The sequence below is a fragment of the Pseudomonas sp. MIS38 genome (genome assembly GCF_019891575.1).
Lineage (GTDB): Bacteria > Pseudomonadota > Gammaproteobacteria > Pseudomonadales > Pseudomonadaceae > Aquipseudomonas > Aquipseudomonas putida_A.
The window spans coordinates 141,152-165,228 of record NZ_JAFLXF010000006.1 but is presented as its reverse complement, the minus strand read 5'-3'; the positions used below and the strand labels follow the sequence as shown (position 1 = coordinate 165,228).

24 protein-coding genes are annotated in these 24,077 nt (G+C 59.1%); 16 read left to right on the top strand and 8 right to left on the bottom strand.

Translation table 11 applies throughout. The features are described from left to right. Positions 1-68 precede the first annotated feature (68 nt). Together J1G18_RS09795 and J1G18_RS09790 are read right to left on the bottom strand one after the other, a co-directional pair. Positions 69-1,214, bottom strand: coding sequence for a PQQ-dependent sugar dehydrogenase (locus tag J1G18_RS09795; RefSeq protein ID WP_223007567.1), 1,146 nt, complete (start codon positions 1,212-1,214; stop codon positions 69-71). A gap of 52 nt (positions 1,215-1,266) precedes the next feature. Then, complete coding sequence (locus J1G18_RS09790) at positions 1,267-1,608, bottom strand: hypothetical protein (RefSeq protein WP_098964134.1); 342 nt, start codon at positions 1,606-1,608, stop codon at positions 1,267-1,269. A gap of 189 nt (positions 1,609-1,797) precedes the next feature. Here J1G18_RS09790 and J1G18_RS09785 point away from each other — a divergent pair, with 189 nt between their 5' ends. Then, positions 1,798-2,670 (top strand): Ku protein, encoded by an 873-nt coding sequence (locus J1G18_RS09785; RefSeq protein ID WP_223007566.1) that lies wholly within the window; start codon positions 1,798-1,800, stop codon positions 2,668-2,670. Positions 2,671-2,815: 145 nt separating this feature from the next. Here J1G18_RS09785 and lpxO read toward each other — a convergent pair whose 3' ends face one another. Beyond that, a complete protein-coding gene (gene lpxO / locus J1G18_RS09780; RefSeq protein ID WP_098968420.1) occupies positions 2,816-3,715 on the bottom strand; it encodes a lipid A hydroxylase LpxO in 900 nt (299 codons plus the stop codon). 390 nt (positions 3,716-4,105) lie between these two features. On the opposite strand from lpxO, the gene J1G18_RS09775 reads away from it, so the two are divergent. Both J1G18_RS09775 and J1G18_RS09770 read left to right on the top strand, forming a co-directional pair. Beyond that, a complete protein-coding gene (locus J1G18_RS09775; RefSeq protein ID WP_027612713.1) occupies positions 4,106-5,692 on the top strand; it encodes an ABC-F family ATPase in 1,587 nt (528 codons plus the stop codon). Between the two features lie 282 nt (positions 5,693-5,974). Then, entirely contained in the window at positions 5,975-7,162 is a 1,188-nt protein-coding gene (locus tag J1G18_RS09770; protein ID WP_223007565.1) for an MFS transporter, read from the top strand. A 122-nt stretch (positions 7,163-7,284) separates the two neighbouring features. On the opposite strand, the gene J1G18_RS09765 is transcribed toward J1G18_RS09770, so the two are convergent. Then, positions 7,285-8,322 carry an alpha/beta hydrolase family protein gene (locus tag J1G18_RS09765; protein WP_027612711.1) on the bottom strand — a complete coding sequence of 346 codons (1,038 nt, stop codon included), beginning with the start codon at positions 8,320-8,322 and terminating at the stop codon, positions 7,285-7,287. A 238-nt stretch (positions 8,323-8,560) separates the two neighbouring features. Then, positions 8,561-9,172 carry an FMN-dependent NADH-azoreductase gene (locus J1G18_RS09760; RefSeq protein ID WP_064587669.1) on the bottom strand — a complete coding sequence of 204 codons (612 nt, stop codon included), beginning with the start codon at positions 9,170-9,172 and terminating at the stop codon, positions 8,561-8,563. A 125-nt stretch (positions 9,173-9,297) separates the two neighbouring features. On the opposite strand from J1G18_RS09760, the gene J1G18_RS09755 reads away from it, so the two are divergent. Then, a complete protein-coding gene (locus J1G18_RS09755) occupies positions 9,298-10,206 on the top strand; it encodes a LysR substrate-binding domain-containing protein (protein WP_007964611.1) in 909 nt (302 codons plus the stop codon). Further along, positions 10,203-10,562, top strand: coding sequence for an MmcQ/YjbR family DNA-binding protein (locus J1G18_RS09750; protein WP_098964137.1), 360 nt, complete (start codon positions 10,203-10,205; stop codon positions 10,560-10,562). Before J1G18_RS09755 ends, J1G18_RS09750 begins: the two co-directional genes overlap by 4 nt. Positions 10,563-10,677: 115 nt before the next feature. Here the strand turns inward: J1G18_RS09750 and J1G18_RS09745 are convergent, their stop codons facing one another. Together J1G18_RS09745 and J1G18_RS09740 are read right to left on the bottom strand one after the other, a co-directional pair. Continuing rightward, the gene (locus tag J1G18_RS09745; RefSeq protein ID WP_041064418.1) at positions 10,678-11,106 is read right to left on the bottom strand and encodes a DUF1294 domain-containing protein; all 429 of its coding nucleotides are present in this window, start codon (positions 11,104-11,106) and stop codon (positions 10,678-10,680) included. After that, positions 11,103-11,933 carry an undecaprenyl-diphosphate phosphatase gene (locus J1G18_RS09740; RefSeq protein ID WP_098964138.1) on the bottom strand — a complete coding sequence of 277 codons (831 nt, stop codon included), beginning with the start codon at positions 11,931-11,933 and terminating at the stop codon, positions 11,103-11,105. Before J1G18_RS09740 ends, J1G18_RS09745 begins: the two co-directional genes overlap by 4 nt. Before the next feature lie 295 nt (positions 11,934-12,228). Between J1G18_RS09740 and J1G18_RS09735 the strand changes: the two genes are divergently transcribed. The 9 genes from J1G18_RS09735 to J1G18_RS09695 all read left to right on the top strand — a co-directional run bounded on the left by J1G18_RS09735 (position 12,229) and on the right by J1G18_RS09695 (position 20,432). After that, complete coding sequence (locus tag J1G18_RS09735; RefSeq protein ID WP_139053896.1) at positions 12,229-13,863, top strand: methyl-accepting chemotaxis protein; 1,635 nt, start codon at positions 12,229-12,231, stop codon at positions 13,861-13,863. 150 nt (positions 13,864-14,013) lie between these two features. Next, entirely contained in the window at positions 14,014-14,577 is a 564-nt protein-coding gene (gene pnuC / locus J1G18_RS09730) for a nicotinamide riboside transporter PnuC (RefSeq protein WP_223007564.1), read from the top strand. Further along, positions 14,574-15,098, top strand: coding sequence for an AAA family ATPase (locus J1G18_RS09725; protein WP_223007563.1), 525 nt, complete (start codon positions 14,574-14,576; stop codon positions 15,096-15,098). The genes pnuC and J1G18_RS09725 overlap by 4 nt, the downstream gene beginning before the upstream one ends. A 335-nt stretch (positions 15,099-15,433) precedes the next feature. Beyond that, positions 15,434-15,883 (top strand): hypothetical protein, encoded by a 450-nt coding sequence (locus J1G18_RS09720; protein ID WP_098964142.1) that lies wholly within the window; start codon positions 15,434-15,436, stop codon positions 15,881-15,883. A 1-nt stretch (position 15,884) separates the two neighbouring features. Further along, complete coding sequence (locus tag J1G18_RS09715) at positions 15,885-16,457, top strand: adhesin (RefSeq protein ID WP_098964143.1); 573 nt, start codon at positions 15,885-15,887, stop codon at positions 16,455-16,457. A gap of 73 nt (positions 16,458-16,530) precedes the next feature. Continuing rightward, entirely contained in the window at positions 16,531-17,529 is a 999-nt protein-coding gene (locus J1G18_RS09710; RefSeq protein WP_098964144.1) for a heme utilization protein, read from the top strand. A 63-nt stretch (positions 17,530-17,592) separates the two neighbouring features. Then, the gene (locus tag J1G18_RS09705; protein ID WP_007964629.1) at positions 17,593-18,273 is read left to right on the top strand and encodes a C39 family peptidase; all 681 of its coding nucleotides are present in this window, start codon (positions 17,593-17,595) and stop codon (positions 18,271-18,273) included. Positions 18,274-18,317: 44 nt separating this feature from the next. Further along, positions 18,318-19,064 (top strand): hypothetical protein, encoded by a 747-nt coding sequence (locus J1G18_RS09700; RefSeq protein WP_027612700.1) that lies wholly within the window; start codon positions 18,318-18,320, stop codon positions 19,062-19,064. Positions 19,065-19,109: 45 nt separating this feature from the next. Beyond that, positions 19,110-20,432, top strand: a complete 1,323-nt coding sequence (locus J1G18_RS09695) for a hypothetical protein (RefSeq protein ID WP_098964145.1) — start codon at positions 19,110-19,112, stop codon at positions 20,430-20,432. 86 nt (positions 20,433-20,518) lie between these two features. Here the strand turns inward: J1G18_RS09695 and J1G18_RS09690 are convergent, their stop codons facing one another. After that, positions 20,519-21,844 (bottom strand): sigma-54 dependent transcriptional regulator, encoded by a 1,326-nt coding sequence (locus J1G18_RS09690; RefSeq protein WP_098964146.1) that lies wholly within the window; start codon positions 21,842-21,844, stop codon positions 20,519-20,521. A gap of 346 nt (positions 21,845-22,190) precedes the next feature. On the opposite strand from J1G18_RS09690, the gene J1G18_RS09685 reads away from it, so the two are divergent. Continuing rightward, positions 22,191-22,457, top strand: coding sequence for a hypothetical protein (locus tag J1G18_RS09685; RefSeq protein WP_003225374.1), 267 nt, complete (start codon positions 22,191-22,193; stop codon positions 22,455-22,457). Positions 22,458-22,735: 278 nt separating this feature from the next. After that, a complete protein-coding gene (locus J1G18_RS09680; RefSeq protein WP_134786492.1) occupies positions 22,736-24,025 on the top strand; it encodes a hypothetical protein in 1,290 nt (429 codons plus the stop codon). The last annotated feature ends 52 nt before the right edge of the window (positions 24,026-24,077 follow it).

The following is a 24,077-nucleotide window of genomic DNA, read 5'->3' as shown; positions in this document are numbered from 1 at the left end:
GGCCTGCTGCACAGGCCATCGGGGATAAATCCCCTCACTACAGTTGAAACTCAGTGTCTGAAGTGAAGTTATTTCAGACCGATTTTGTACAACGAACCATCCTGCTCATCCGTCAGCACATACAGATACCCGTCCGGCCCCTGCCGCACATCGCGAATTCGTTGTTTCAAGTCGCCCAGCAAACGCTCCTCGTGCACGACCTTGTCGCCATCGAACTGCAGCCGGATCAGCTCCTGACTGACCAGCGCGCCGATAAACAGATTCTGCTGCCAAGGCTTGAAGCGGTCAGCGTCATAGAACGCCATCCCGCTGACACCGGGGGACTTCTCCCAGACATGGTGCGGATCAACCGCACCCTCGACACTCTTGCCCTTGGCTTCCGGGATCGGTTGCAGCGAATAGTTGATGCCGTGGGTCGCCAGCGGCCAACCGTAGTTCTTGCCGCGCTCAATGATGTTCACCTCATCGCCGCCACGGGGGCCGTGTTCGTTTTCCCAGATAGTGCCATTCCACGGATTGAGCGCCGCGCCCTGCGGGTTGCGCTGGCCGTACGACCAGATTTCCGGACGCACACCGGATTGGCCCACGAACGGGTTGTCATCCGGCACCTTGCCGTCGGGGAAGATCCGCACGACCTTGCCCTGCAGCTTGTCGAGATCCTGCGCGGTCGGTCGGTCGTTGTTTTCGCCCAGGGTGATGAACAGATAACCGTCGCGGTCGAACACCAGTCGTGAGCCGAAGTGGTTGCCGGTCGAGAGTTTCGGCTCCTGACGGAAGATCACCTTGAAATCGCTGATCGTCTTCAGGTCATCCGACAGCCGCCCACGCCCCACCGCCGTACCGGCCTTGTCCCCGGCACCACCGCCCTCGGCGTAGGACAGATAGACCAGTCGATCCTGTTTGAAGTCCGGCGACAGCACCACGTCGAGCAAACCGCCCTGGCCCTTGGCCCAGACCTTCGGCACGCCACTGATGGGCTCGGAACGCTTGCCGTCGGCTGTAATCAGCCGCAGGGTTCCCGGGCGCTCGGTCACCAGCATGCCCTGACGATCTGGCAGAAACGCCAGCGCCCAAGGGTGCTGAAGGCCTTGGGTGACCGTGGTGACTTCAAGGGTGCCCTGCTCGCTTTGCAACTCTTGTGGAGCAGCGGCGAAAGCTGGAGCGCTGATCAGCGCGCTGGCGCACAGCGTGGCTAGAAGGGTTTTACGCAACATGCACGATTCCTTTTGTTCATTTCAAAGGCTGACAGGGACGCAGTCCCGCCGTTCAACGGTTGCTGTCTCCATCGCGTGGCGGTGGGTTGGGGATGAATCTGGGCGGCGTACTCGGCACCGAGCGTTGCTGCTGACCATTGCCAATCCCGCCGTTACCAACGGTGGGCGTACTGGGCGTCGGCACGGTATTCGGCCCGCGAATCGCCGGCGCGCTGGGCTGCGTGCCCTGCATGCTGTTGGGATTGGCCCGGCGGATCGGGCTGTTGTAGGGATTGTTGTTGGTGCCGGTGGGACTTTGCGCCAGCAATAGCGGCGCGGACGGTGCCGCGACGTCGGCATGCGCCAGACCGGCCCCAAGGAGCAGAACGATAATGCCTGGCAGTAGTCGTTTCATGGGGTGGCCTCGCGGTGCACAGGTGATAGAGCCTTCGAGTCCACGCTACGCCCCGGGTTCGGATTTGTTAACCCGTTGCCCTTAAACAAGATGTAACACGGCTTGACCGGCAACGCCGCGCGCCACGCAAATGCCGGAAACTTTCGCACTGCGCCGCAGGTCACCTGATCATCACTTGGAGAACTCACCATGGCTCGGGCAATCTGGAAAGGCGCGATCAGTTTCGGACTGGTACACATCCCTGTCGCGCTGGTGTCGGCAACCTCTTCGCACGGCGTGGACTTTGACTGGCTCGACAGCCGCAGCATGGATCCGGTGGGTTATAAACGGGTAAACAAGGTCACCGGCAAGGAAGTCACCAAGGAGCACATCGTCAAAGGTGTGGCCTATGAAAAAGGTCGCTACGTAGTGCTCAGCGAGGAAGAGATCCGCTCGGCGCACCCGGTGTCGACACAGACCATCGACATTTTCTCCTTCGTCGATGCCGAGCAGATCCCGCTGCAAAACATCGATACGCCTTATTACCTGGCCCCGGACAAACGCGGCGGCAAGGTCTACGCGTTGCTGCGTGAAACATTGAGCAAAACCAACAAGGTCGCCCTCGCCCGTGTCGTCCTGCACACTCGGCAATATCTGGCGGCACTGATGCCACTGGAATCGGCATTGGTGCTGGTCAAACTGCGCTGGCCGCAGGAAGTCCGCGGCCTTGATGAGCTGGAGCTGGGCAGCGAAGTGACCAAACCGCAACTGGCCAAGGGCGAGTTGGACATGGCTAAACGTCTGGTGCAGGACATGAGCGGCGACTGGAGCCCGGAGGACTACAAGGACGAGTTTGAAGACAAGATCATGGCCCTGGTCGAGAAAAAGGCTCATGAAGGCAAGATCGAGGATGTCGAGACCGTGGGTGGCGAGGAGGAGCGCAAATCTGCGGATGTTATCGACTTGACCGAGTTGCTTAAACGCAGCCTGGGCGGTAAAGCGCCGGCCAAAGCGAAGGCAAAAGAAAAGCCTGCCAGTAAGCCAGCCCCGGCGAGAAAGACCAAAAAGGCCTCGGGGGAGTAATCAGATGCGGTTCCTGTCAGGAAGCTGACAGGTTGGCTTTGAGAGACTCATCGCTCCCACAGTTGAAATGCGTTCTTTCCTGAACTCACATTCCACTGTAGGAGCCAGCCTGCTGGCGATGGCATAAACAGGCGCGATACACCGGTCAGATCAAAATGAAGATCGCCAGCAAACCGCCAAAGATCGCCCATTTTTCCATGTAGTAGCGCGCGCGATTACGCTTTTTCAGCTCTTTACCACGCAGGCGAACCTTGTAGATTTTGGTAAACAGGCGATTGATCCCACCGGTACGGTCGCCCGCATCGTTCGGTGCACCCGCCGCGGACATCACGGTACGGCTGAACCAGCTGTTGAACGCCGCCGCCCAGCGATATTTCATCGGGCGCTCGATGTCGCAGAACAGGATGATGCGGTTCTTGTCGGTGGTGTTTTCGGCGTAGTGGATGTAAGTCTCATCAAACATCACCGCTTCACCGTCGCGCCAGTGGTAGCTCTCGCCGTCGACATTGATGTAGCAACCGGCATCATTCGGCGTGTCGAGACCCAGGTGGTAGCGGTACGAACCGGCATACGGGTCACGGTGGCGAACCAGTTTCGAACCCGGTGGCAGCTCGGCGAACATTGCGGCCTTGATCGAGCCGATGCTCTGCACCAGCTCAGTGGTGCGCGGGCACAGCTTCATCGCCGACGGATGGCTCTCGCCGTACCATTTCAAGTAGAAACGCTTCCATCCACTTTTGAAGAACGAATTGAAACCGACGTCATCGTACTGATTCGAGCGCTTGATCTCACCGGCGCGCAGCAGGTTCTGCCCTTCCTGGCGAATTTCTTCCCAATGCGCCTGCAACGGGCTCAGGTCCGGAAACTCGGACGGATCGAGATACGGTTTGTTCGGCTTCTTCGAAAACAGGTAAAGGAAGCAGTTGATCGGGGCCAGAAACGTCGAGTGATCGCTCAGTTGACGGCCCAGTTTGTGACGCACACGTCCACGAAGGTGAACGTATGCAATCGAAATGACATAAATAGCGGCAATGATGAGTTTCACGGAAATCGTCACACGTCAAAAGTGAACAAACTGCGCGCCTGCCGGCCAGAGGCCCAGGGTCTGATGCAGTGGCATGAATACAAATACTATCCCGGTGGCACTTCCTTGAGCCCATGCCGTTAGCGGCTATTGGGTAATCGGATGGCATTTTAGCCATACTTTGTAACCAATAGTGAACCTGATCTGTGAAAAACTGTCCGCTGAATCTGCCAAACAGCAGGCGCGACGTCATCGCCCTATCGTTTAAAGAGCCAGACCAGTACAATCGCCGCCAAACTTTACGCGCCCCCCTTGGTTGATGACGGGACTATCCCGCTTCAGCGCACTTTGACTCGGGCCAAGCGCTCCAGCCGCACCCTCGCTACTCAGAATGCTTCGCAGGAAAAACCTTTGATTTCTACAGCTAACATCACGATGCAGTTCGGCGCCAAGCCGCTCTTCGAAAACGTTTCGGTCAAATTCGGCGCGGGCAACCGCTACGGCCTGATCGGCGCCAACGGTTGCGGCAAGTCGACCTTCATGAAAATCCTCGGCGGCGACCTCGATCCGTCCGGCGGTCAGGTCATGCTCGAGCCGAACGTCCGTCTGGGTAAATTGCGCCAGGACCAGTTCGCCTACGAAGAATTCACCGTGATCGATACTGTGATCATGGGTCACGAAGAGCTGTGGAAGGTCAAGGCCGAGCGCGATCGCATCTACTCGCTGGCGGAAATGAGCGAAGAAGACGGCATGGCCGTGGCCGAGCTGGAAACCGAGTTCGCCGAGATGGACGGCTACACCGCAGAATCCCGCGCCGGTGAACTGCTGCTGGGTCTGGGTATTCCGCTGGAACAGCATTTCGGCCCGATGAGCGAAGTCTCGCCAGGCTGGAAACTGCGCGTATTGCTGGCGCAGGCGCTGTTCTCCGATCCGGAAGTGCTGTTGCTCGACGAACCGACCAACCACCTGGACATCAACACCATTCGCTGGCTGGAAAACGTTCTGACCCAGCGTAACAGCCTGATGATCATCATCTCTCACGACCGTCACTTCCTGAACAGCGTGTGCACGCACATGGCTGACCTGGATTACGGCGAGCTGCGCCTGTTCCCGGGCAACTACGACGAGTACATGACCGTGGCGACCCAGTCCCGCGAGCAACTGCTGTCGGACAACGCCAAGAAGAAAGCGCAGATTTCCGAGCTGCAATCGTTCGTCAGCCGCTTCTCGGCCAACGCCTCGAAAGCCAAACAGGCCACTTCCCGCGCCAAGGCGATCGACAAGATCCAGCTGGCTGAGGTCAAGCCGTCCAGCCGCGTCAGCCCGTTCATCCGCTTCGAGCAGAACAAAAAGCTGCACCGTCAGGCGGTCATGGTCGAAAAAATGGCCAAAGGCTTCGACGGCAAGCCACTGTTCAAAGACTTCAGCTTCCAGGTTGAAGCCGGCGAGCGCGTAGCGATCATCGGCCCGAACGGTATCGGCAAAACCACCCTGCTGCGTACCCTGGTCAACGAACTGACCCCGGATGCCGGTAGCGTCAAGTGGACCGACGCCGCGGAACTGGGCTACTACGCTCAGGATCACGCGCACGACTTCGAAGACGACGTGACGCTGTTCGACTGGATGGGTCAGTGGACTCAGGGCGAGCAGATGATTCGCGGCACTCTGGGCCGCATGCTGTTCTCCAACGACGAGATCCTCAAGTCGGTCAAAGTGATTTCCGGTGGTGAGCAAGGTCGCATGCTGTTCGGCAAGCTGATCCTGCAAAAGCCGAACGTGCTGATCATGGACGAACCGACCAACCACTTGGACATGGAATCGATCGAGGCGCTGAACCTGGCGCTGGAAAACTACCCGGGCACGCTGATCTTTGTCAGCCACGACCGTGAGTTCGTATCGTCCCTGGCGACGCGCATCATCGAGCTGAGCGCCAACGGCGTGACTGACTTCAGCGGCACTTACGATGACTACCTGCGTAGTCAGGGTGTGGTGTTCTAAGAGCAGCTTCGAGCCTCCAGCTTCAAGCTTCAAGCGAAAGCCCTGTCGGTGTGACAGGGCTTTTTGCATTTCGGAGCCAATATTTATGCGGGCACCAACACCATCGCGAGCAGGCTCACTCCTACATTTGAAATGCGCCCCCTCCTGTAGGAGTGAGCCTGCTCGCGATGAGGGCACCAGCAACAATCGGAATAGCCGGGAAAAATAGTTAGCCTGCTTCCTTTTATTTCAACGCCAAGCCATGATGCCCACTCTCCCACCGCCGCCCGCGAACGAGTCCACATGTCTGCGCAGCAACCGCCTCCGCAAAGCTCCCTGGCGATCACCCTGCAGATCGTCTCCATCGTGTTTTATACCTTTGTCGCCTTCCTGTGCATCGGCCTGCCGATCGCGGTGCTGCCCGGTTATGTGCATGAGCAGCTGGGTTTCAGCGCCATTATTGCCGGGCTGGTGATCGGCTCGCAGTATCTGGCTACCCTGCTCAGTCGGCCGATGGCCGGACGCATGTCGGATACGCTGGGTACCAAACGGGCGATTGTTTTTGGCTTGTCGGGGATTGTGCTCAGCGGGCTGCTGACGCTGATCTCAACGCTGTTGCAGGACTTCCCGATGCCGAGCCTGATCATTCTGATCGTCGGGCGCCTGCTGCTCGGCGTGGCACAGGGCTTAATCGGGGTCGGTACCATCAGTTGGTGCATGGGCCAGGTCGGTGTCGAACACACGGCGAGGTCGATTGGCTGGAACGGCATCGCCTCTTACGGCGCGATTGCGATTGGCGCGCCACTGGGCGTGGTGATGGTCGCCGACTACGGCTTTGCCAGCCTGGGTATCGCCTTGTCGATATTGGCCGCGGGTGCCTTGGTGTTGGTCCGCAATAAACCATCGGTGCCGGTGGTACGCGGCGAACGGCTGCCTTTTTGGGCGGTGTTCGGGCGGATTGCACCGTATGGGGCCAGTTTGACTCTGGCGTCGATCGGCTACGGCACGCTGACAACCTTCATTACCCTTTATTACCTCAACCGTGGCTGGAGCGGCGCAGCGTATTGCCTGACGGTGTTCGGTGTATGTTTCATCCTGTCGCGGCTGCTGTTCATTTCGGCGATTAGCCGTTTTGGCGGCTTCAATTCGGCAATTGCCTGCATGAGCGTCGAAACCGTCGGACTGGTGTTGCTATGGCTGGCGCCCTCTACCGCATTCGCCCTGATTGGCGCGGGACTGGCGGGGTTTGGCTTGTCGCTGGTGTATCCGGCGCTGGGGGTCGAGGCGATCAAGCAGGTGCCCAGTTCCAGCCGTGGCTCGGGATTGGGGGCTTATGCGGTGTTCTTTGATCTGGCGCTGGCGATTGCCGGGCCATTGATGGGCGCGGTGGCGTTGAATCTGGGGTATGCGTGGATTTTCTTCAGTGCGGCGCTGTTGTCAGTGATCGGGCTGGGGTTGACCTTGGTACTCAAGCGCCACTCGACATCCTGAAATTACGTACAAATCACTGTGCGAGCGGGCTTGCTCGCGAAGGCGGTGGGTCAGTCAAAATATAGAGTGACTGATCTATCGCATTCGCGAGCAAGCCCGCTCCCACAGGGGGATTGAGTCGTTTATTGATCCGCGGTCTGCATCCCCGCCCGGCTCGGCTTGCCCAGCGTGCGCGAGAAGAACTGCCCGGCCTCGGAAATCAGGTTGCGGTGAATATCTTCGCGATCCACGCCGTCAGCATCGGTGCACAGCGCCGGCATCGCACGAATCTGCTCTTCATTGCACGGCGCCATGAACACGAAGTGCCCTGCCCCGGCCAATAACTTGAAGTCCGGCGCGGTCGGCAGTTTGCGCGCCAGAGCCGCGGCGTTTTTGTCGAAGGCCACCAGTTTGTCGCCATCGCCGCTGTACAGCAGCACCGGCACATGCACATCCGCCAGGGTGCTACGGCCGAATTTCAGGCTCAGCGGCGCCATCAGCAGCAAGGCATGCACGCGCGAATCGGCCACTGGCTGCAAATCGTCGCGGTCGACGATCAGTTCACCCTGGGTGTTGCAGGCATCATGGTCGTCAGGGCGTTCCTGGCAGTAGCGGCGCAGACGATCCAGATCCGGCTGCGCGCCGGAGAGAATCAACGCGGTTTCGCCACCTGCCGAATAACCAATGACCCCGACCTGATCAGCGTTGACGAACGGCGAGAGCATCGGGTCGCCGAGGGTCGCGGTGATCGCTTCGGAAATCTGGATCGGCCGCCCATACAGATTGCTCAGGGTGCCGAGGCGGCTGTGGTCTTTGGAGTTGTCGCCGGGATGAATCACCGCGACCACCACAAAGCCCTTGCGTGCCAGCGAGGTGGCGAGGTCATGCAGCGCCAGCGGCGTTCCGGTGTTGCCGTGAGACAGCATCAGCATCGGAAAACGACCGATGGCCACCTTGGTGTCAGCGCCGGCCTCGACGGTGTAACCCTCAAGCAGGCTGCTGTGTTCGCGGTCGCTGGAAGGATAGAAGGCGATGGCGCGCATCGGTTGCAGATCCAGCGGATCGAGGAATGTCATTTCGTGGTAACCGACACTCCAGACAGGGTGTCGCCCGGGCGCGGCATGCACTGAACCGAGGCTGCCGAGCAGGCAAATCAGTAACGTTGCACAAAGACGCATCATGGGATGGCCCACCCTGTGTTACTCAATCGAAAGATCCTTTGTGTTCCGACACGCCCCAAACCCTGAGGTTCGGAGATCCGGCGCAACGGTGCACTCAGACGTTGATCGTTTGACTGCATAACCCGGGCCAGATTATGCAACAGTCAGAAACAAAAAACTCCGCATCTGGCCCTTGCAGAACCAGAATACAGAGTTTTTTGAGGGGCTACCTGAACGGCAGCTGGTCTTTACGCAATGCTTACGCGGCGGCGAACAACTGCTCGCTGATCTTCGCCTGAGCAGCGCTCATCGCGTTGTTGCGCACTTCTTCACCGTAGGCCAGACCTTCGGCACGGACGATTTCGATGTCGGTGATGCCGAGGAAGCCCAATACCAGCTTCAGATATTCCTCGTGAGCGATGCCGCTCGCCTGACCGGCATGGATGCCGCCGGAGGTGGAGACGATCACCACTTTCTTGCCACCGCACAGGCCTTCAGGGCCGGCTTCGGTGTAGCGGAAAGTCTGGCCGGCAACGGCGACGCGGTCGATCCAGGCCTTGAGCTGGGTCGGCACGGTGAAGTTGTACATCGGCGCGGCAATGACGATGGCGTCGGCAGCGATGAATTCGGCCAGGGTCGAGGCGCTCAGTTCGGCTTCGTGCTGTTGTGCGGCGTCGCGCAGCTCAGCAGTGGTACCGGCAGCCACCAGGGTGGTCGACGAGAAGTGACTGATGGCGTCGGCGGCCAGATCGCGGTAGGTGACCACGGCGGTTGGCTCGGCGGCTTGCCAGGCTTTGACGACTTGGCTGCTCAACTGACGGGAAGCGGAGTTGTCGCCCAGAATGCTCGAATCGATGTGCAGCAGTTTCATGTGGAATCTCCTGTAAAGAATCGCCGGCGGCGACGGAATGGAGACAATCCTACGGAAGAAACCAATAGCTGATTAGCCGCCGACAATGCGATAGTTCGTCCCACTGATAGAACGGTGGGCTTTTCATGCAGGATCTCAATGATCTCTACTATTTCGCCAAGGTGGTCGAGGCCGGTGGCTTCGCGGCGGCCGGGCGTTTGCTGGGCATTCCCAAGTCCCGCCTGTCACGACGCATCGCCGAACTCGAAGAGCGCCTCGGCGCCCGTCTGCTGCAACGCACCACGCGCCAGTTGAACCTGACCGCGGTTGGCGAGCGCTACTTGCGCCACTGTCAGGCGATGTTGCTGGAAGCGGAGATGGCCGACGAAGCGGTCGCCAGCATGTCCAGCGAGCCACGTGGCCGCCTGCGCGTATCCTGTCCTACCGGTCTGGCGCGGGAAATGTTGCCGTGGGTGATCAGCGAATTCCTCGGCAAATTCCCTCAGGTGCAACTGGAGGTGGTGCTGCTCAATCGCCGGGTGGATCTGGTCGCTGAAGGCTTCGACGTGGCCCTGCGTGTACGCGAGTTGGGCGATGAAGATCCGTTGCTGGTCACCCGGCGTCTGCGCCAGGCACAAATGGTCGTGGTGGCCAGCCCGGCTTTTGTCGAGGGCAAAACCATCACTCATCCGCAGGACTTGAAGAACCTGCCGGTGCTCGGCGCGCTGGAGGCCGATCGCATGGTGCATGTGCGCTTGCTGGATGAGCAAGGCAACAGCGTCGAACTGAACATGGAGGCGCGGTTGGGCATCGATGACTTCATCGTGCGCAAGGCCTGTGTGCTCGCCGGCCAGGGTTTTACCCTGCTGCCGATGATGTATTGCGAAGCCGACCTTGAGAGCGGCGCGCTGGTGCAACTGTTGCCCGAGTGGTCGTTGCCCGGCGGCTGGTTGCAGGCGGTGTATCCGCATCGACGCGGGGTGATGCCGGCGGTGCGGGCATGGATCGATCATCTGGTCGAATCGTTCAATGCGTGTGGGGAGCGGTTGTTATGAACAAGGGAAAAATGAACGAAGCGGATGTCGCTGCCTTCTGCCTGGCCTTGCCGGGTGCGCGGGAGGATTACAAATGGGGCGGCGTGCGGGTGTTCTCGATTGCCGGCAACAAGATGTTTGCCCTGCAAGGGCTGCGCGGGGATTCATTGGCGTTCAAGGTCGACAAGGATCTGTTTCTCGGCCATTGCGACCGCCCGGGCATTCACCCTGCGCCTTATCTGGCGCGGGCGCAGTGGATCATCATGCACCCGCCCTACCCGCTGGGTGCCGAGGAATTGCGGGCATTGCTGCAGCGTTCGCACCAGTTGGTGGTGGGCAAGTTGCCGAAGAAGACCCAAATCGGATTACTGCTGTAAACCCGATCCTGTAGGAGTGAGCCTGCTCGCGATAGTGGTGTGTCAGTCGACATATCCTTGACTGATGCGACGCCATCGCGAGCAGGCTCACTCCTACAAGAGGATTTGTGGTGATTTAGAACAGTGAAAGCAGGTTCGAACCGAGAAACAACTGATCGATCCAGAACACCTGATGCAGCGCCACAATCACCCAGAACAGAATCTGAAACGACACCTTGCGCGTCTTGTGCCGGAATACCTGTTGGGCGATCAGCGCGCCGGGCCAGCCGCCGGCCAGTTCCAGCGCATGCAGGATGTTTTCCGGTGTGCGCCACGCATCGGCGCGGGCCTTGCGCTTGTCTGCCCAGTACATGAAAAACGCCAGCACGCTGACCACGCCATAAGCAGTCAACGGCACCAGCGAGATGCCACGTAGCCACATCGACAGCGAGCCGAACAGCGGCAGCGCGCACACGATCAGCAGCACCGCCAGTTTCAGTTTCAGATGCTGAATGCCGCCACCGGACGGTCGTCCATCCGGGCGGCGCGCGCGGGAATCACTCATGGTTTCGCCGCCGACCAATCCACCCAGCCGAACTGCCAGGTCGCCAGAATCACCAGACCGAAAACAATCCGGTACCAGGCGAATGCCGCGTAACTGTGGCTGGCGATGAACTTGAGCAGACCGCGCACGGCGATCATGGCGAAGATGAACGCGGTGATGAAACCAATGGCGAACACCGGGAAGTCCGCCGGCACAAACAGATGGCGATACTTGTAACCGGAGTACACCGCCGCACCGACCATGGTTGGCATCGCCAGGAAGAACGAGAACTCGGTCGCAGTCTTGCGCGACAGGCCAAACAGCAGGCCGCCGATGATCGTCGAGCCGGAACGCGAGGTGCCGGGGATCATCGCCAGACACTGGGCGAAACCGACTTTCAGCGCGTCCTTCCAGGTGATCTCGTCCACGGTTTCGGCGTGCACTTCATGTTGCCGACGCTCGGCCCACAGCATGATCACACCGCCCACCACCAGCGCGGTCGCGACGGTGATCGGATTGAACAGGTATTGGTGAATCAGGTCGGCAAAAATCACCCCCAGCACCACCGCCGGCAGAAACGCGATCAGCAGGTTGGCAGTAAAACGCCGTGCACTCGGCTGGGTCGGCAAGCCGATCACCACGTCGAGAATCTTGCGGCGAAACTCCCAGACCACCGCAAGGATCGCGCCGAGCTGAATAATGATGTTGAACGCCATGGCCCGTTCGCCGCCGAACTCGAGCAGGTCGGCAACAATGATCTGGTGTCCGGTACTGGAAATGGGCAAAAACTCCGTCAGCCCCTCTACAACTCCAAGAATCAGTGCCTGCAAGGCGGTCCAAAGATCCATCAATCCCCCAAAGAGCGATGCACGCGGGCATGCCCCGATAATATTTTTCTAACGTTCACTGCGTTCAGCGTAGCTGTACCGATTCCGCGCGCACAGGATCCACACGAAACGGTCAAAATTCCGTGAAATATCAATTCGGATTCAGGTTTTCACGCGCGGGGCCGAAATCCTAACAGACAAGCCTTAATAGTGCTGCGGCGTTATACGACTTGGGTCGCGTATGCCTGACCACGCAAACGTGGTTGGATGCTGGCGTTGATTTATTACAAGAAAAAGAAATCGGAGTGACAGCGTTATGAACAGCTTGCGCAGTGTGTCGATCAGCCGACGCTTGTGGCTCATTTTGATTGTGGCGGTGGTCATGTTGTTGACCTTGGGCGTGTTGATGCTCAAGCAGATCCACGATGACCTGTACCACGCCAAGGCGCAGAAAACCCAGCATGTGGTGCAGACCGCCAGCGGCCTGCTGACCTATTACCACGACCTGGAAACCGCTGGCACCCTCACCCGCGACGCCGCACAGAAGCAAGCGCTGACCGCCATTCGCGGCCTGCGCTACGACCAGAGCGATTACTTTTGGATCAACGACCTCACCCCCGTGATGGTCATGCACCCAACCAACCCCAAACTCGAAGGCCAGAACCTTTCGGCGATCCGCGACCCAGACGGCTTCGCGGTGTTCAACGAGATGGTCGCGATCGCCAAAAACAAAGGCGCCGGCATGGTCAATTACCGCTGGCCCAAGCCCGGTGCCAGCGAACCGGTGGCGAAAACCTCCTACGTGAAACTGTTCGAACCGTGGGGCTGGGTGCTCGGTTCCGGGGTTTACGTCGATGATGTGCAGAGCGAGTTCCGGGGGCAGTTAATCAAGGCTTCAGTGATTGGTTTGGTGATCGCCGTGATCATGGCCCTGCTGGTGATTTTGATTGCCCGCAGCATCGTCCGTCCGTTACAGGAAACCGTGAACGCCATGGCCAACATCGCCAGCGGCGAGAGCGACCTGACCCGCAGCCTCGACACCCACGGTCAGGACGAAGTCACGCAACTGGCGCATCACTTCAACGCCTTCACCGCCAAGTTGCGCCGGGTCATCGGTGACCTGCAGGTTTCGGCCAGTGCGCTGGGTCAGTCGTCCAGTGAACTGGGCAACGATGCGACTCAGGCCCAGCAGCGCAGCCAACAGCAATCGCAGCAGATGGAACTGGTGGCGACCGCGATCAACGAAGTCACCTACGGCGTACAGGACGTAGCGAAGAACGCCGAACATGCTGCCGCTGAAATGCGCGATGCCGAAGCTCAGGCGCAGCAGGGCCAGATCAACATCGACGGCAGTCTGCAACAGATCGACAAGTTGTCCGGAACCATTGACCAAGCGGTCGAAGTGATTCGCACCCTGGCGGCCGAAAGTACGCAGATCGGCAGTGTGCTGGAGGTGATCCGCTCGATTGCCGAGCAAACCAACCTGCTGGCGCTCAACGCGGCCATCGAAGCGGCCCGCGCCGGGGAACAGGGCCGGGGCTTTGCGGTGGTGGCCGATGAAGTGCGGTTGCTGGCGCAGCGCACGCAAAAGTCGACGGCGGAAATCCAGAGCATGATCGAACGCCTGCAGAATCATTCCGAAGCGGCGGTGAAAGTCATTGGCGACAGCAGCAAGGCCTCGCAACTGACCATCGAACAGGCCGGCCTCGCCGGTGCCAGCCTTAACGCGATCGGCCAGGCGCTGCGCAATCTCAACGGCCTGAATGCCTCGATTGCCAGCGCCACACTGCAACAGGCGCATGTGGTCGAGGACATCAACCAGAACGTCACGCAGGCCGCCGGTCTGTCGCACAGTACGGCGCTGGCGGCGGAGCAGTCGAGTGCGGCGAGCGTCAAGCTTGGGCAGTTGAGTGAACAGCTGAACCAGCTTCTGCGCCAGTTCCGCGTCTGACCCCGCTCCCCCTGTAGGAGTGAGCCTGCTCGCGATAGCGTCGTATCAGTCAACCACAGAGCGGCTGACCCACCGCCATCGCGAGCAGGCTCACTCCTACAGGTTTTTGGGTACAATCCGCTCCCTCCTCAACTCCCCCAAGGAACCCCCATGTCCGGGCTTGAACTGTTTGCCGCCGCCCTCGGTGTGATCGCCGTCTGGCTGACGGTCAAACAGAATCCGTGGTGCTGGCCGATCGGGCTGGTCATGGTGTTGCTGTACAGCTGGATTTTCTATGACGTGAAGCTGTACTCGGACATGTTGCTGCAAGTGATTTACGCCGCGCTGCAAGTCTACGGCTGGTGGCAATGGACCCGCGCCGGGACGATGCATGACGGCCGTGAAGTCACGCGTCTGGATCGGCGCTCGATCCTGCTCGGCCTGAGTATCGGGGCACTGGGCAGCCTGCTGCTCGGCACGGCCATGGCGCACTGGACCGACGCGGCGCAGCCGTGGCTCGATGCCGCGCTGACGGCGTTCAGCCTGGTTGCGCAATTGTGGATGGCGCAGAAACGTCTGCAATGCTGGGCGCTGTGGTTCGTGCTGGATGTGATTTTCGTCGGCCTGTTTCTTTATAAGGGCTTGTACCTTACTGCCGCGCTGTATGCCCTGTTCACCCTGATTGCGCTGCAAGGCTGGCGCGAATGGCGCGCCGATCCGGCGTTGCAGCGATGAAGGTAGTTGTCCTCACCGGCCCGGAATCCACCGGCAAGAGCTGGCTGGCCGCTGGCCTTCAGGCGCGCTTCGGCGGCCTGCGGGTGGACGAATACGTGCGCTGGTTCATCGAGCAGAATCCACGCGATACCTGCCTCAACGACATCCCCGCTATCGCCCGTGGGCAGTTGCAATGGGAGGATCAGGCACGGGCGCAGCAACCGCAATTGCTGATTCTCGATACCCATTTGCTGAGCAACATCCTCTGGAGCCAGACCCTGTTTGGCGACTGCCCGGCGTGGCTGGAACCCGAGCTGCTGGCCCGGCATTACGACCTGCATCTGCTGTTGTCGCCGGAGCAGATCGACTGGACCGACGACGGCCAACGCTGCCAGCCGCAGCTCAGTGAACGCATGGCGTTCTTTCAGGCCACCCGAGACTGGCTGGAACAACAACGGCAACCGCTGCAGATCATTCAGGGCGATTGGGATGAGCGGCGGTCTCAGGCTTTCGAAGCCGTGGCGCGTTTAATGGCTGGTTGACCTGGCAAACAGCTCCTTTCGGAGTCCAAGTGTCCATTCTTGAAACACCCGACCCCGCGCAAAGCAGCCGTTTAAATGGCCTTCATCATTCTGAAAGGGCATCTGTTACGCCAGTGAAACAGTCCCCGGCAAACCCTTGTTCCAGAGCTTTGCACCGCCCCTGCCCCCGCCGCTGTCGGCGTGACTGTTTCAGCGCTGAAACAGGTTATGTATCAAGATTGCGTGCCGCAGCGCCAACCCGTTGAAAACAATAGACAACTAAAAAGCGGCACAGCTTTCGCTCTCTCCTTCCCAACGCTGACAAGAGCCAGCCCACTGAAGAAGGAATTGCCGCCGTGGGGAATATCAATAAAGGCCTGACCTGCCTTCTGCTGATTGGATCAGCCGCCAGCACATTCATCAGTTTCAACGTTCAGGCCGAAGGCAATGGCGTGATCGTTCTCAACCGCGACGTCCAGCCTATTGCAATCGGGCGCAGCGGTGGCAAAGACCCGTATCCAACCACGGTCAACGCCAACCCTTCCGATCGAATCCATCAAGCGATGACCAGCACCGAACTCAGTGACGGCGATTTTGCCAGTGTCGCCAGCGGCGCTTCGATCCGCAGCAACATGATCACGCCGAACTCGGACATGCCCGGCATGAACGTGCTGACCAACCCCAACGGCCTGCCTGGCATGAGTGCCGGTCACGGCGGCGGCGGTGGCGGCACGATCTCCAACACGATCAATCGCTCGCTGAGCACCGGTCTGGCGCCGCTGACTCGCATGGCTGGAGGTCAATGAGATGAATCGTTCCCTTCTGCTGCTTGCCCTCTTCAGCTGTGCCAGCGTCATGGCCGATCCGAGTTCCGTGAACAACGCAGACATCCAGGATACCGGTGTGCAGTATCGCGGCAACTTCAATGTCAACCAGGCCGCCGGCGACCAGATGCAACAGACCAACACCAAAGCGATCGCCATTGGCACCAATGCCAGTGCCACCACCATCGTCAGGCAAAAGCTGGATACCCCTGCCAACCCGTCGATGAACGCCAGCGCCACCATTGGCGGCACCTCTTTCAGTAATGGCAACGGGATCCTGGGCGTGAACCAGGGCGCCGGTGCCAACAACCAGATGGCCAACGTGACGCGCGTCAGCATCAGTGCTGCCCCGCAAAGCGTTGACGACAGCGCCCTGTCGCAACAGAACGTGGCGCTTTTACCGAGCTCAGGAGCAACTGGCACCTCACCCGGCAGTCGCCAGGTCACGACAAGTGATCAGGCCTTCACCGGCAGCCGAGGGGTGATTCAGGTGAACCAGAGTGCCGGGGTGGGGAACCGTATGGCTAACACCCTGAGCATCCGGGTCGCTGACTGACCCAAACAACAAAAGCAGTGCAATTAGAAAGTACCAACACTTAACCAACTAATAAGCACGATGGAGAAACACCATGAAAACTACAATGGCTCTCAAACCACTGGTTTTCGCACTTGCAGCAGTAATGGCAATGGCGGCTCAAGCAGGCGGCAATGATCATGGTAACAACGGTGGTCACGGTCACAACCCTCCTCCACCAAAAGGCCCTACCCTGGAAGAACTGCTGCAAATCGGCGCAGGTGCCGGTGCTGCAGTGCTCGACGTGCAAAACAACGGCGGTAACACCGTCCTGAACCAGGGCACCCAGAACAACGCCGGCATCAGTGGCTCGCTTAACGGCGCCAACGGCAACATCGGCGCCAACAACGTGGCCGGTGACGGCAACCAGCAAGACAACGCCGCGGCTCTGGCCACTGCTGACGAAAGCTTCATCTTCGGCTCTGCGGTGTCCGCTTCCAGCGCCACTCAAGTCAACAGCAACAACACCGTTGGCAACTACTCCAGCACCAACAACGCCGGCATGAACAACGTCGGCAACAGTGGCTCGGGCAACATTGGCGTGAACAACGCTGCCGGCAACTTCAACCAACAGAAAAACAACCTGGCAATCGCTGTGTCCGGTGGTCGTGTAGCGCAAGCCGCTGCTGCTGCCAACCAAAGCACTACCGGTCTGCAAGTCGGCAACAACGGCACTCAGACCTACAAAAAAGACACCCTCACTGGCACTGTCGCCGCCGTCGGCGTATTCGGCGCCGTGGGCGAAGCTACCATCAAAGGTGACAGCCACGGCGGTGGCGGTTATGGCAACGACGACAAAGGCCATGGCGGCAATGGCGGCAGCAAAGATCAGAAAGCCACCTTCGAAGCTGTGGGTGCCTTCGGTCTTGCTGGTGTAACCACGCAACAAGTGCTGACCCCAGACGGCTGGAAAAACCCAGTTACCAACAACGCCAGCATGACCAACGTGGGCAACAACTGGTCGGGTAACGGTGGCTTCAACAACGCTGCCGGTGTTGGCAACCAACAAAGCAACTCGCTGTCCATCGCTGCAGGTTGCAAAGCCTGCATGTAATCGCGATCGAAACGAAAGCCCCGGAAACGGGGCTTTTCCTCAGTCCGCAAAGGCGTATCGATCATGCGTAAGACTGCCTTTATCGCCCTGCTTTGCCTGTCCGGCCTGACCCAGGCTGCCCAGATGCCCGTCGCTGCCCTGCCCGGCGGCGTACTCGTCTACAAGAACGTGCAAAGCATTCGTGAACGCAAGTTTGCCGACATCGTCGAACAAAAAACCGATTTCAGCTGCGGCGCCGCCGCGCTGGCCACGGTACTGCGCCAGGCTTATTGGCTCGACGTCGATGAAGAGCACATCATCAAAGGCATGCTGGTCAACGCTGACCAGGACCTTGTTCGTACTCAAGGTTTCTCCATGCTGGACATGAAGCGCTACATAGAAAGCATCGGCATGCGCGCCAGGGGCTACAAGATTCCACCGGAAAAACTCGACGACGTAACAATCCCGGTGGTGGTACTGATGGAAATTCGCGGCTACAAGCATTTCGTGGTGCTGCAGCGTTCGGACAAGGATTGGGTTTATATCGGAGATCCCGTCTTAGGCCATAAACGCTACGCCCATGATGACTTTGTCAAAGGTTGGAACGGCATCGTCTTCGCCATCGTCGGCCCCGGTTATGACAAAACCAATGCATTGCGCATGCCGCCGACCCCGCTGACCGCGAAGAACAAGCTGGATAACTTCAACCCTGTCAGAGATGCCGAATTGATGGACTTCGGGTTCATACAGAGCGACTTCTTTTAATCGCCGATTATAAAGAATGGGGCTGGATGTCCCGGGAGCAGCAGATGAAAACCTCATACTGGCTGGCCGCCGCCTGCCTGGCAGCGAGCGCGTCAGGCTATGCCAATGCAGGATTCAAACCCATCGAAGTTCAGGATCAGGAGCTGTCCCAGCTTCGTGGTCGTTACGTCATGCCGGGGCGGATCATCAGCTTCGGCATTGTCATGAGCAGTACCTGGCGCAACGCCAGCGGTGATCTGATCGGCGCTGCGACGTCGATGCAAATCCAGGCCGCCACGATCAAACCGGAATTCTATGTCTCGACTATCAAGGAACAGGGCAACGGCAGCACCCCGACGCCGGGCACTGGCAATGTCATTGGTGGCGCGGCACTCAACAGCAGCCAGGGCGTGACCCAAAGCGTACGCGCCGCCGGCGACGGCAACACCGCCAGCAACAATGTGGCCATCAATGTAAAAGAAGCCAACACCCCTCCTCCGCTGGCACCCGCACAAGGCCAGGCCCTGATGGCCGGGCAGACTATCGGGGCCAGCAATGCCGCTGGCAGTGTCGCCGTTTCGGCCACCAACAGTGGCGTGCAAATGGCCATTCAGGCCTCGGGCAATCAGGGCACCGCCCTGCAACAAGTGGCCCAGGGTGGCCTGCTGCAGAACACCCGCCTGCTCGGCAGCGCCAACGTGGTCAACAACATGACCCAACTCAATGTTGTGCTTAACAATAACGGCATCAGCCCCGGCGCACTGGACTGCAACCTGACTCAACTCAGGGCACTACGCAATATCGGATATTGAACTACGCTGAGTCTCGATCATTGGGCTTAAAGGGACGGCTTATTCATGTATCGATCAGTATCACTGCGTGCCGCTGTATGTCTGAGTACTCTTCTACCCGCGGCGATGCTGCAAGCAGCACCCGACGCAGATGTGGAGACCCTGAAACAGGAACTTCTGGAGCTGAAGCAACGATACGAAGTGCAACAAAAGGCCCTGGCGGTGCTCGAACAACGGGTCCGTCAGGTCGAAGATCAACCGGCAGCCCCGCAACCCAAACGGCTGGCCAAGTCGCCGTCTGACATGAAAGGCAATCCAAAAGTCGCGACCGGTACCGGGGCTCCCGGAGTTGGCGCGGCAGCAGCATCGGGGGGCGCCGCCGGGGGCAGCGGCGCTTCTTACGGCCAGTCGCTGGCCGACGATTCGCAACCGGCCCAGAGTGTGTCCAACCTCTACGACGAGGCCAGCGGCTTCTTCGGCGGCGGTAAATTCAGCTTTGAAACCGGCGTGACATATTCGCGTTACGACACCCGGCAGCTGATCCTCAACGGCTTCCTCGCGCTGGACTCGATCTTTCTGGGCAACATCAACCTCGACCGGATCAAGGCCGACACCTGGACGCTGGACCTGACCGGGCGCTACAACTTCGACAACCGTTGGCAGTTCGACGTGAACGTGCCGGTGGTTTACCGCGAATCGACCTACCAGTCCGGTGGCGGCAACGGTGGTGCGTCCAACGTCACGACGGAACAGGATGTTTCGCGCGACCCGACCATCGGCGACGTCAACTTCGGTATTGCCTACAAGTTCCTCGACGAGTCGGTCAACACGCCGGACGCCGTGGTCACCCTGCGGGTCAAGGCGCCAACCGGCAAGGATCCGTTCGGCATCAAACTGCGCCAGACCGACGCCAACTCCAACCTGTTCGTGCCTGACACGCTGCCAACCGGTAACGGTGTCTGGTCGATCACACCCGGGGTTTCGCTGGTCAAGACGTTCGACCCGGCAGTGCTGTTCGGCAGCTTGTCCTACACCCACAACCTGGAGGAGTCGTTCGACGACATCAGCTCGACCGTCAACCAGAAAACCCCGGGCAAGGTCAGCATTGGCGACAGCTTCCAGATCGGCGCCGGTATTGCGTTTGCACTGAACGAAAAGATGAGTATGTCGTTTTCGATGTCTGATCTGGTGCAACGCAGGAGCAAACTCAAACCCGATGGAGGGGATTGGCAATCGGTGGTCTCAAGTGACGCCAACGCAGGCTACTTCAACGTCGGCATGACCATTGCCGCCACGGACAACCTGACTATCGTGCCCAATCTGTCGATCGGCATGACCCCGGATGCCCCCGACTTTTCCTTCAGCCTGAAATTCCCGTACTACTTCTAAAGCAAAAGACCGCAGCCTGCGGCATCTCCTACAGGGTTAATCCCTGTAAGAGCTGCCGCAGGCTGCGATCTTTTGGGCTTTGGTCTCTAGCGAATCTGATGCTTGTGCAGCAGGCGATAAAACGTCGGCCGCGACACGCCCAGCACTTTCGCCGCCACACTTAGGTTGTCACTGTGGCGGTTCAATACATCGCACAGCGCCTGGCGTTCGGCGCGCGTCTTGTAGTCTTCCAGCGTACCCATTGGCGTCGAAATCGTGTGCTGGCTGAGCAATCCCAGATCCCGGGCTTCGATCTGTCGGCCTTCCGCCAGAACCAGACCCCGTCGCACTCGGTTGGCCAGTTCTCGAACGTTGCCTGGCCAGTCGTGCTTGCCCATGGCAATCAACGCATCCTCACTGAAGCTGCGCGGGCGGCGGCCGGTTTCGTGGCTGTAGAAATGCGAGAAATGGTTGGCCAGCATCGACAGATCACCGTGGCGCTCGCGCAATGGCGCGGTCACCACTTGCAGCACATTGAGGCGGTAATACAGGTCCTCGCGAAAACGCTTTTTCTCGATTGCCGCCTCGAGGTCGACGTGGGTGGCCGCCAGCACGCGAACATCCACCGGGATCGGCTGACTGCCACCGACGCGCTCGATGTGTTTCTCCTGCAGAAAACGCAGCAGATTGGCCTGCAATTCCAGCGGCAGATCGCCGATTTCGTCGAGAAACAGCGTGCCACCATTCGCGGCCTCGATGCGCCCGACCTTGCGCTGATGCGCCCCAGTAAAGGCGCCTTTTTCGTGGCCGAACAGTTCGGATTGAATCAAGTGTTCGGGAATCGCCCCGCAATTGATCGCCACAAACGGCTTGCTGTGGCGCTGGGACTGGCGGTGCAGTGTGCGCGCCACCAGTTCTTTACCGGTGCCGCTTTCACCGCGGATCAGTACCGGGGATTCGGTCGGCGCCAGTTTGCTCAATAACTTGCGCAGCTCGCGGATCGGCTTGCTGTCGCCAAGCAGCTCATGTTCCGGCTGGTCGACGTGAATCGTGCCTTGTCCGCGCAGACGTGCCATGCCGAATGCGCGCCCCAGGGTCACCTGGACCCGCGAGACATCGAACGGCAAGGTATGAAAATCGAAAAACCATTCGCAGACGAAGTCACCGACGTTCTGCAACCGCAGGACTTCCTGGTTCAACACCGCGATCCACTCGGTGCCGCTGCGGCTGATCAGTTCCTTGACCGCTTCGGGACGTTCAAGGTGAAAAGGTTGCAGTCGCAGCAGCCCGACATCGCATGTCCGATCGGCGGCATTTTCCAGGGTACAACTGTCGACATCCCAGCCCACCGCGCGCAATCCGGGTAACAGGCGATGGCAGTCGTCACAAGGGTCGACTACCAATAAACGTCGTAACGCTGGCGCTTCGATCATGACTGTTCCTTGGCGCCAAATTTAGGGAAATTATTGTAAAAACAGTCATTTGGCAGACCCGACTGTAACATTAGCAAGAAATTGACAGGGCCTTGTATCGATTGCTTATAGGTGTACAAGCTAACGAGTTATAAGAAGCAAGTTTATTAGTCAGCTATCGAGTTGCTATCTTTCACCAGGCTTTCAAAAACGTTCGGAATGTTGAGCCCGAGCAATTAAGTTGAAATTTCTTTGTTTCGTGTGTGACCTGCCACGGGGTTGCGTGCATCAGTACAAGTAACCAGCCGAACGGTAAGCCCAACCGACGGCACATCACTTGATTGGGCACGACAGAGAGAAGACCCCAATGACCGCCCCGCTCCGTATCAACGAAGCTCTTTTGATTGCCAACCACGCGTTCAAACCCTTTCAGTGCGTGGCCTGGGCCCCACAAGACGGCAATGGCGAACTGAACCTGACCGTCATCGATCGTACCAACTCGCACATCGGTCGCCAGCAGATTCCAAGCAGCGCCTACTCCGATCCGGCGCAACTGGAACTGCTGTTGCAACAGGCCCGCGCTGAATTGAGCAAAGAAGGTTACCTGCTGCAATCGTGGTCGATGCCACATTGATCAGAGGCTGATGCGGATGACTTTCACGTCATCCGCTCTGTTCTTTGTTAGTTATCCGCTGCTGTTTATCTTCAATACTTCTGTACAACTTTCTTCAACCTGCCAGGCGCCACTGCTTGGCAGGCTTTCGTTTGGTTCAAAAAGACACTGTTATGGCACAGTGCGACCCTCCACCTGTTAGTTCTGTCAGTTGAACTTGCGTGTATTCAGGGATTGAATGTTCCGCTCATGCAGTTACCGCCCATTCGGGCCTGGTCAACTTGCAAGGAGAGGCATGCATGTCACCCGAGAACGCCTTTGCGCGCCCGGCACTACTCAACAGTTCCGGGCAACTCGACAAACAATTTGCCAACACTGGCGTCGCCCAAGTGTATTTCGCCGGCAGTGTTTCCAGCATGACTCAGGGTGTCGCACTGGATCGACAGGGGCGCGTGCTGGTCGCCGCCAAGGTCGGCACTGCTCAAGGCAGTCGTTTCGGTCTGGCACGCCTACTTGCGGACGGTTCGGCCGACCTCGCTTTCGGCCAGCATGGCAGCGTGATTGGCGAGTTCGAACGCGGTTTTGAGGCCACCGGTGGCAAGGTCCAGGTATTGCCCGACGGACGAATCCTGCTGGCCGGGCTGCATTATCAAAACGCCCATCGCACCCTGCCCGCCCTTGCCCTGTTCAGCACCGAGGGTATCCCCGACCCGAGCTTTGGTGAAAATGGTCGCAAAGTAGTGCGCCTGCCCGGCGACCTGTCCATCGGTTCCCGTGACTGCTGGCTGCCTCCCGGCGTACCGGGTGCTGAAGCCTGTGACATCGCCGTGCAGGACGACGGGCATATTCTGCTGATCGCCAATCACCACTTCGAACTCGCCGACCATGCCGGAATGCTGATCCGCCTGACGCCAGACGGGACGCTCGATGCAAGCTTCAATGGGCGCGGTTTCGTGATGATTCGACATTTGCTGCTCAACACGTGGCTCAGCAGCCTCGTATTGCAGAAGGACGGGCGGATCCTTGTCGCCGGCTCAATTGATTTTCCCCAGGAGGGGCTGGTGGCGCGCTACCTGCCTGACGGGCGTCTTGATGAGCGCTTCGCGGTGGATGGCTTCCTGGCTTTCAAAGCCAACGGCAAAAGCGCGATGGTCTGTCAGGTCATCGAGTCAAAGGAACATCTGCACTGTTTTGGCAGCAGTCGCGATCCGATCCGCTGCCTGGCGCTGAGCCTGCACCCTAATGGCCGCCCGGACTGGCGCAACGACACTGGCCACCCGCATCTGCTGGAAATCGGTCCCAGTGGTTGTCAGTGGAGCGCCGCGCAACGCATGGCGGATGGTCGGATCATGGCGGTGGGTGCAACGATCGGCGGCGTCGAGGCCGACTTCATCGTTGCTCGCTATAAAGCTGATGGTCATCTCGACCGAAGCTTTGGCAACGGCCACGGCTGGTTGCGCACGCGCCTGGGCCGCAGCCTGGATACCGCCAATTCTCTCGCGATCCAGCCAGATCGGAAAATTCTTGTCGGCGGCTACTCGCTCGACGGCAACTACCGTGCCATGGTCGCGCGCTATCTGAATCAATAACTCTCCAGACTTGAACTTGCCAGGCACTTGCGGCAACTTGCGCGCTTCTTAA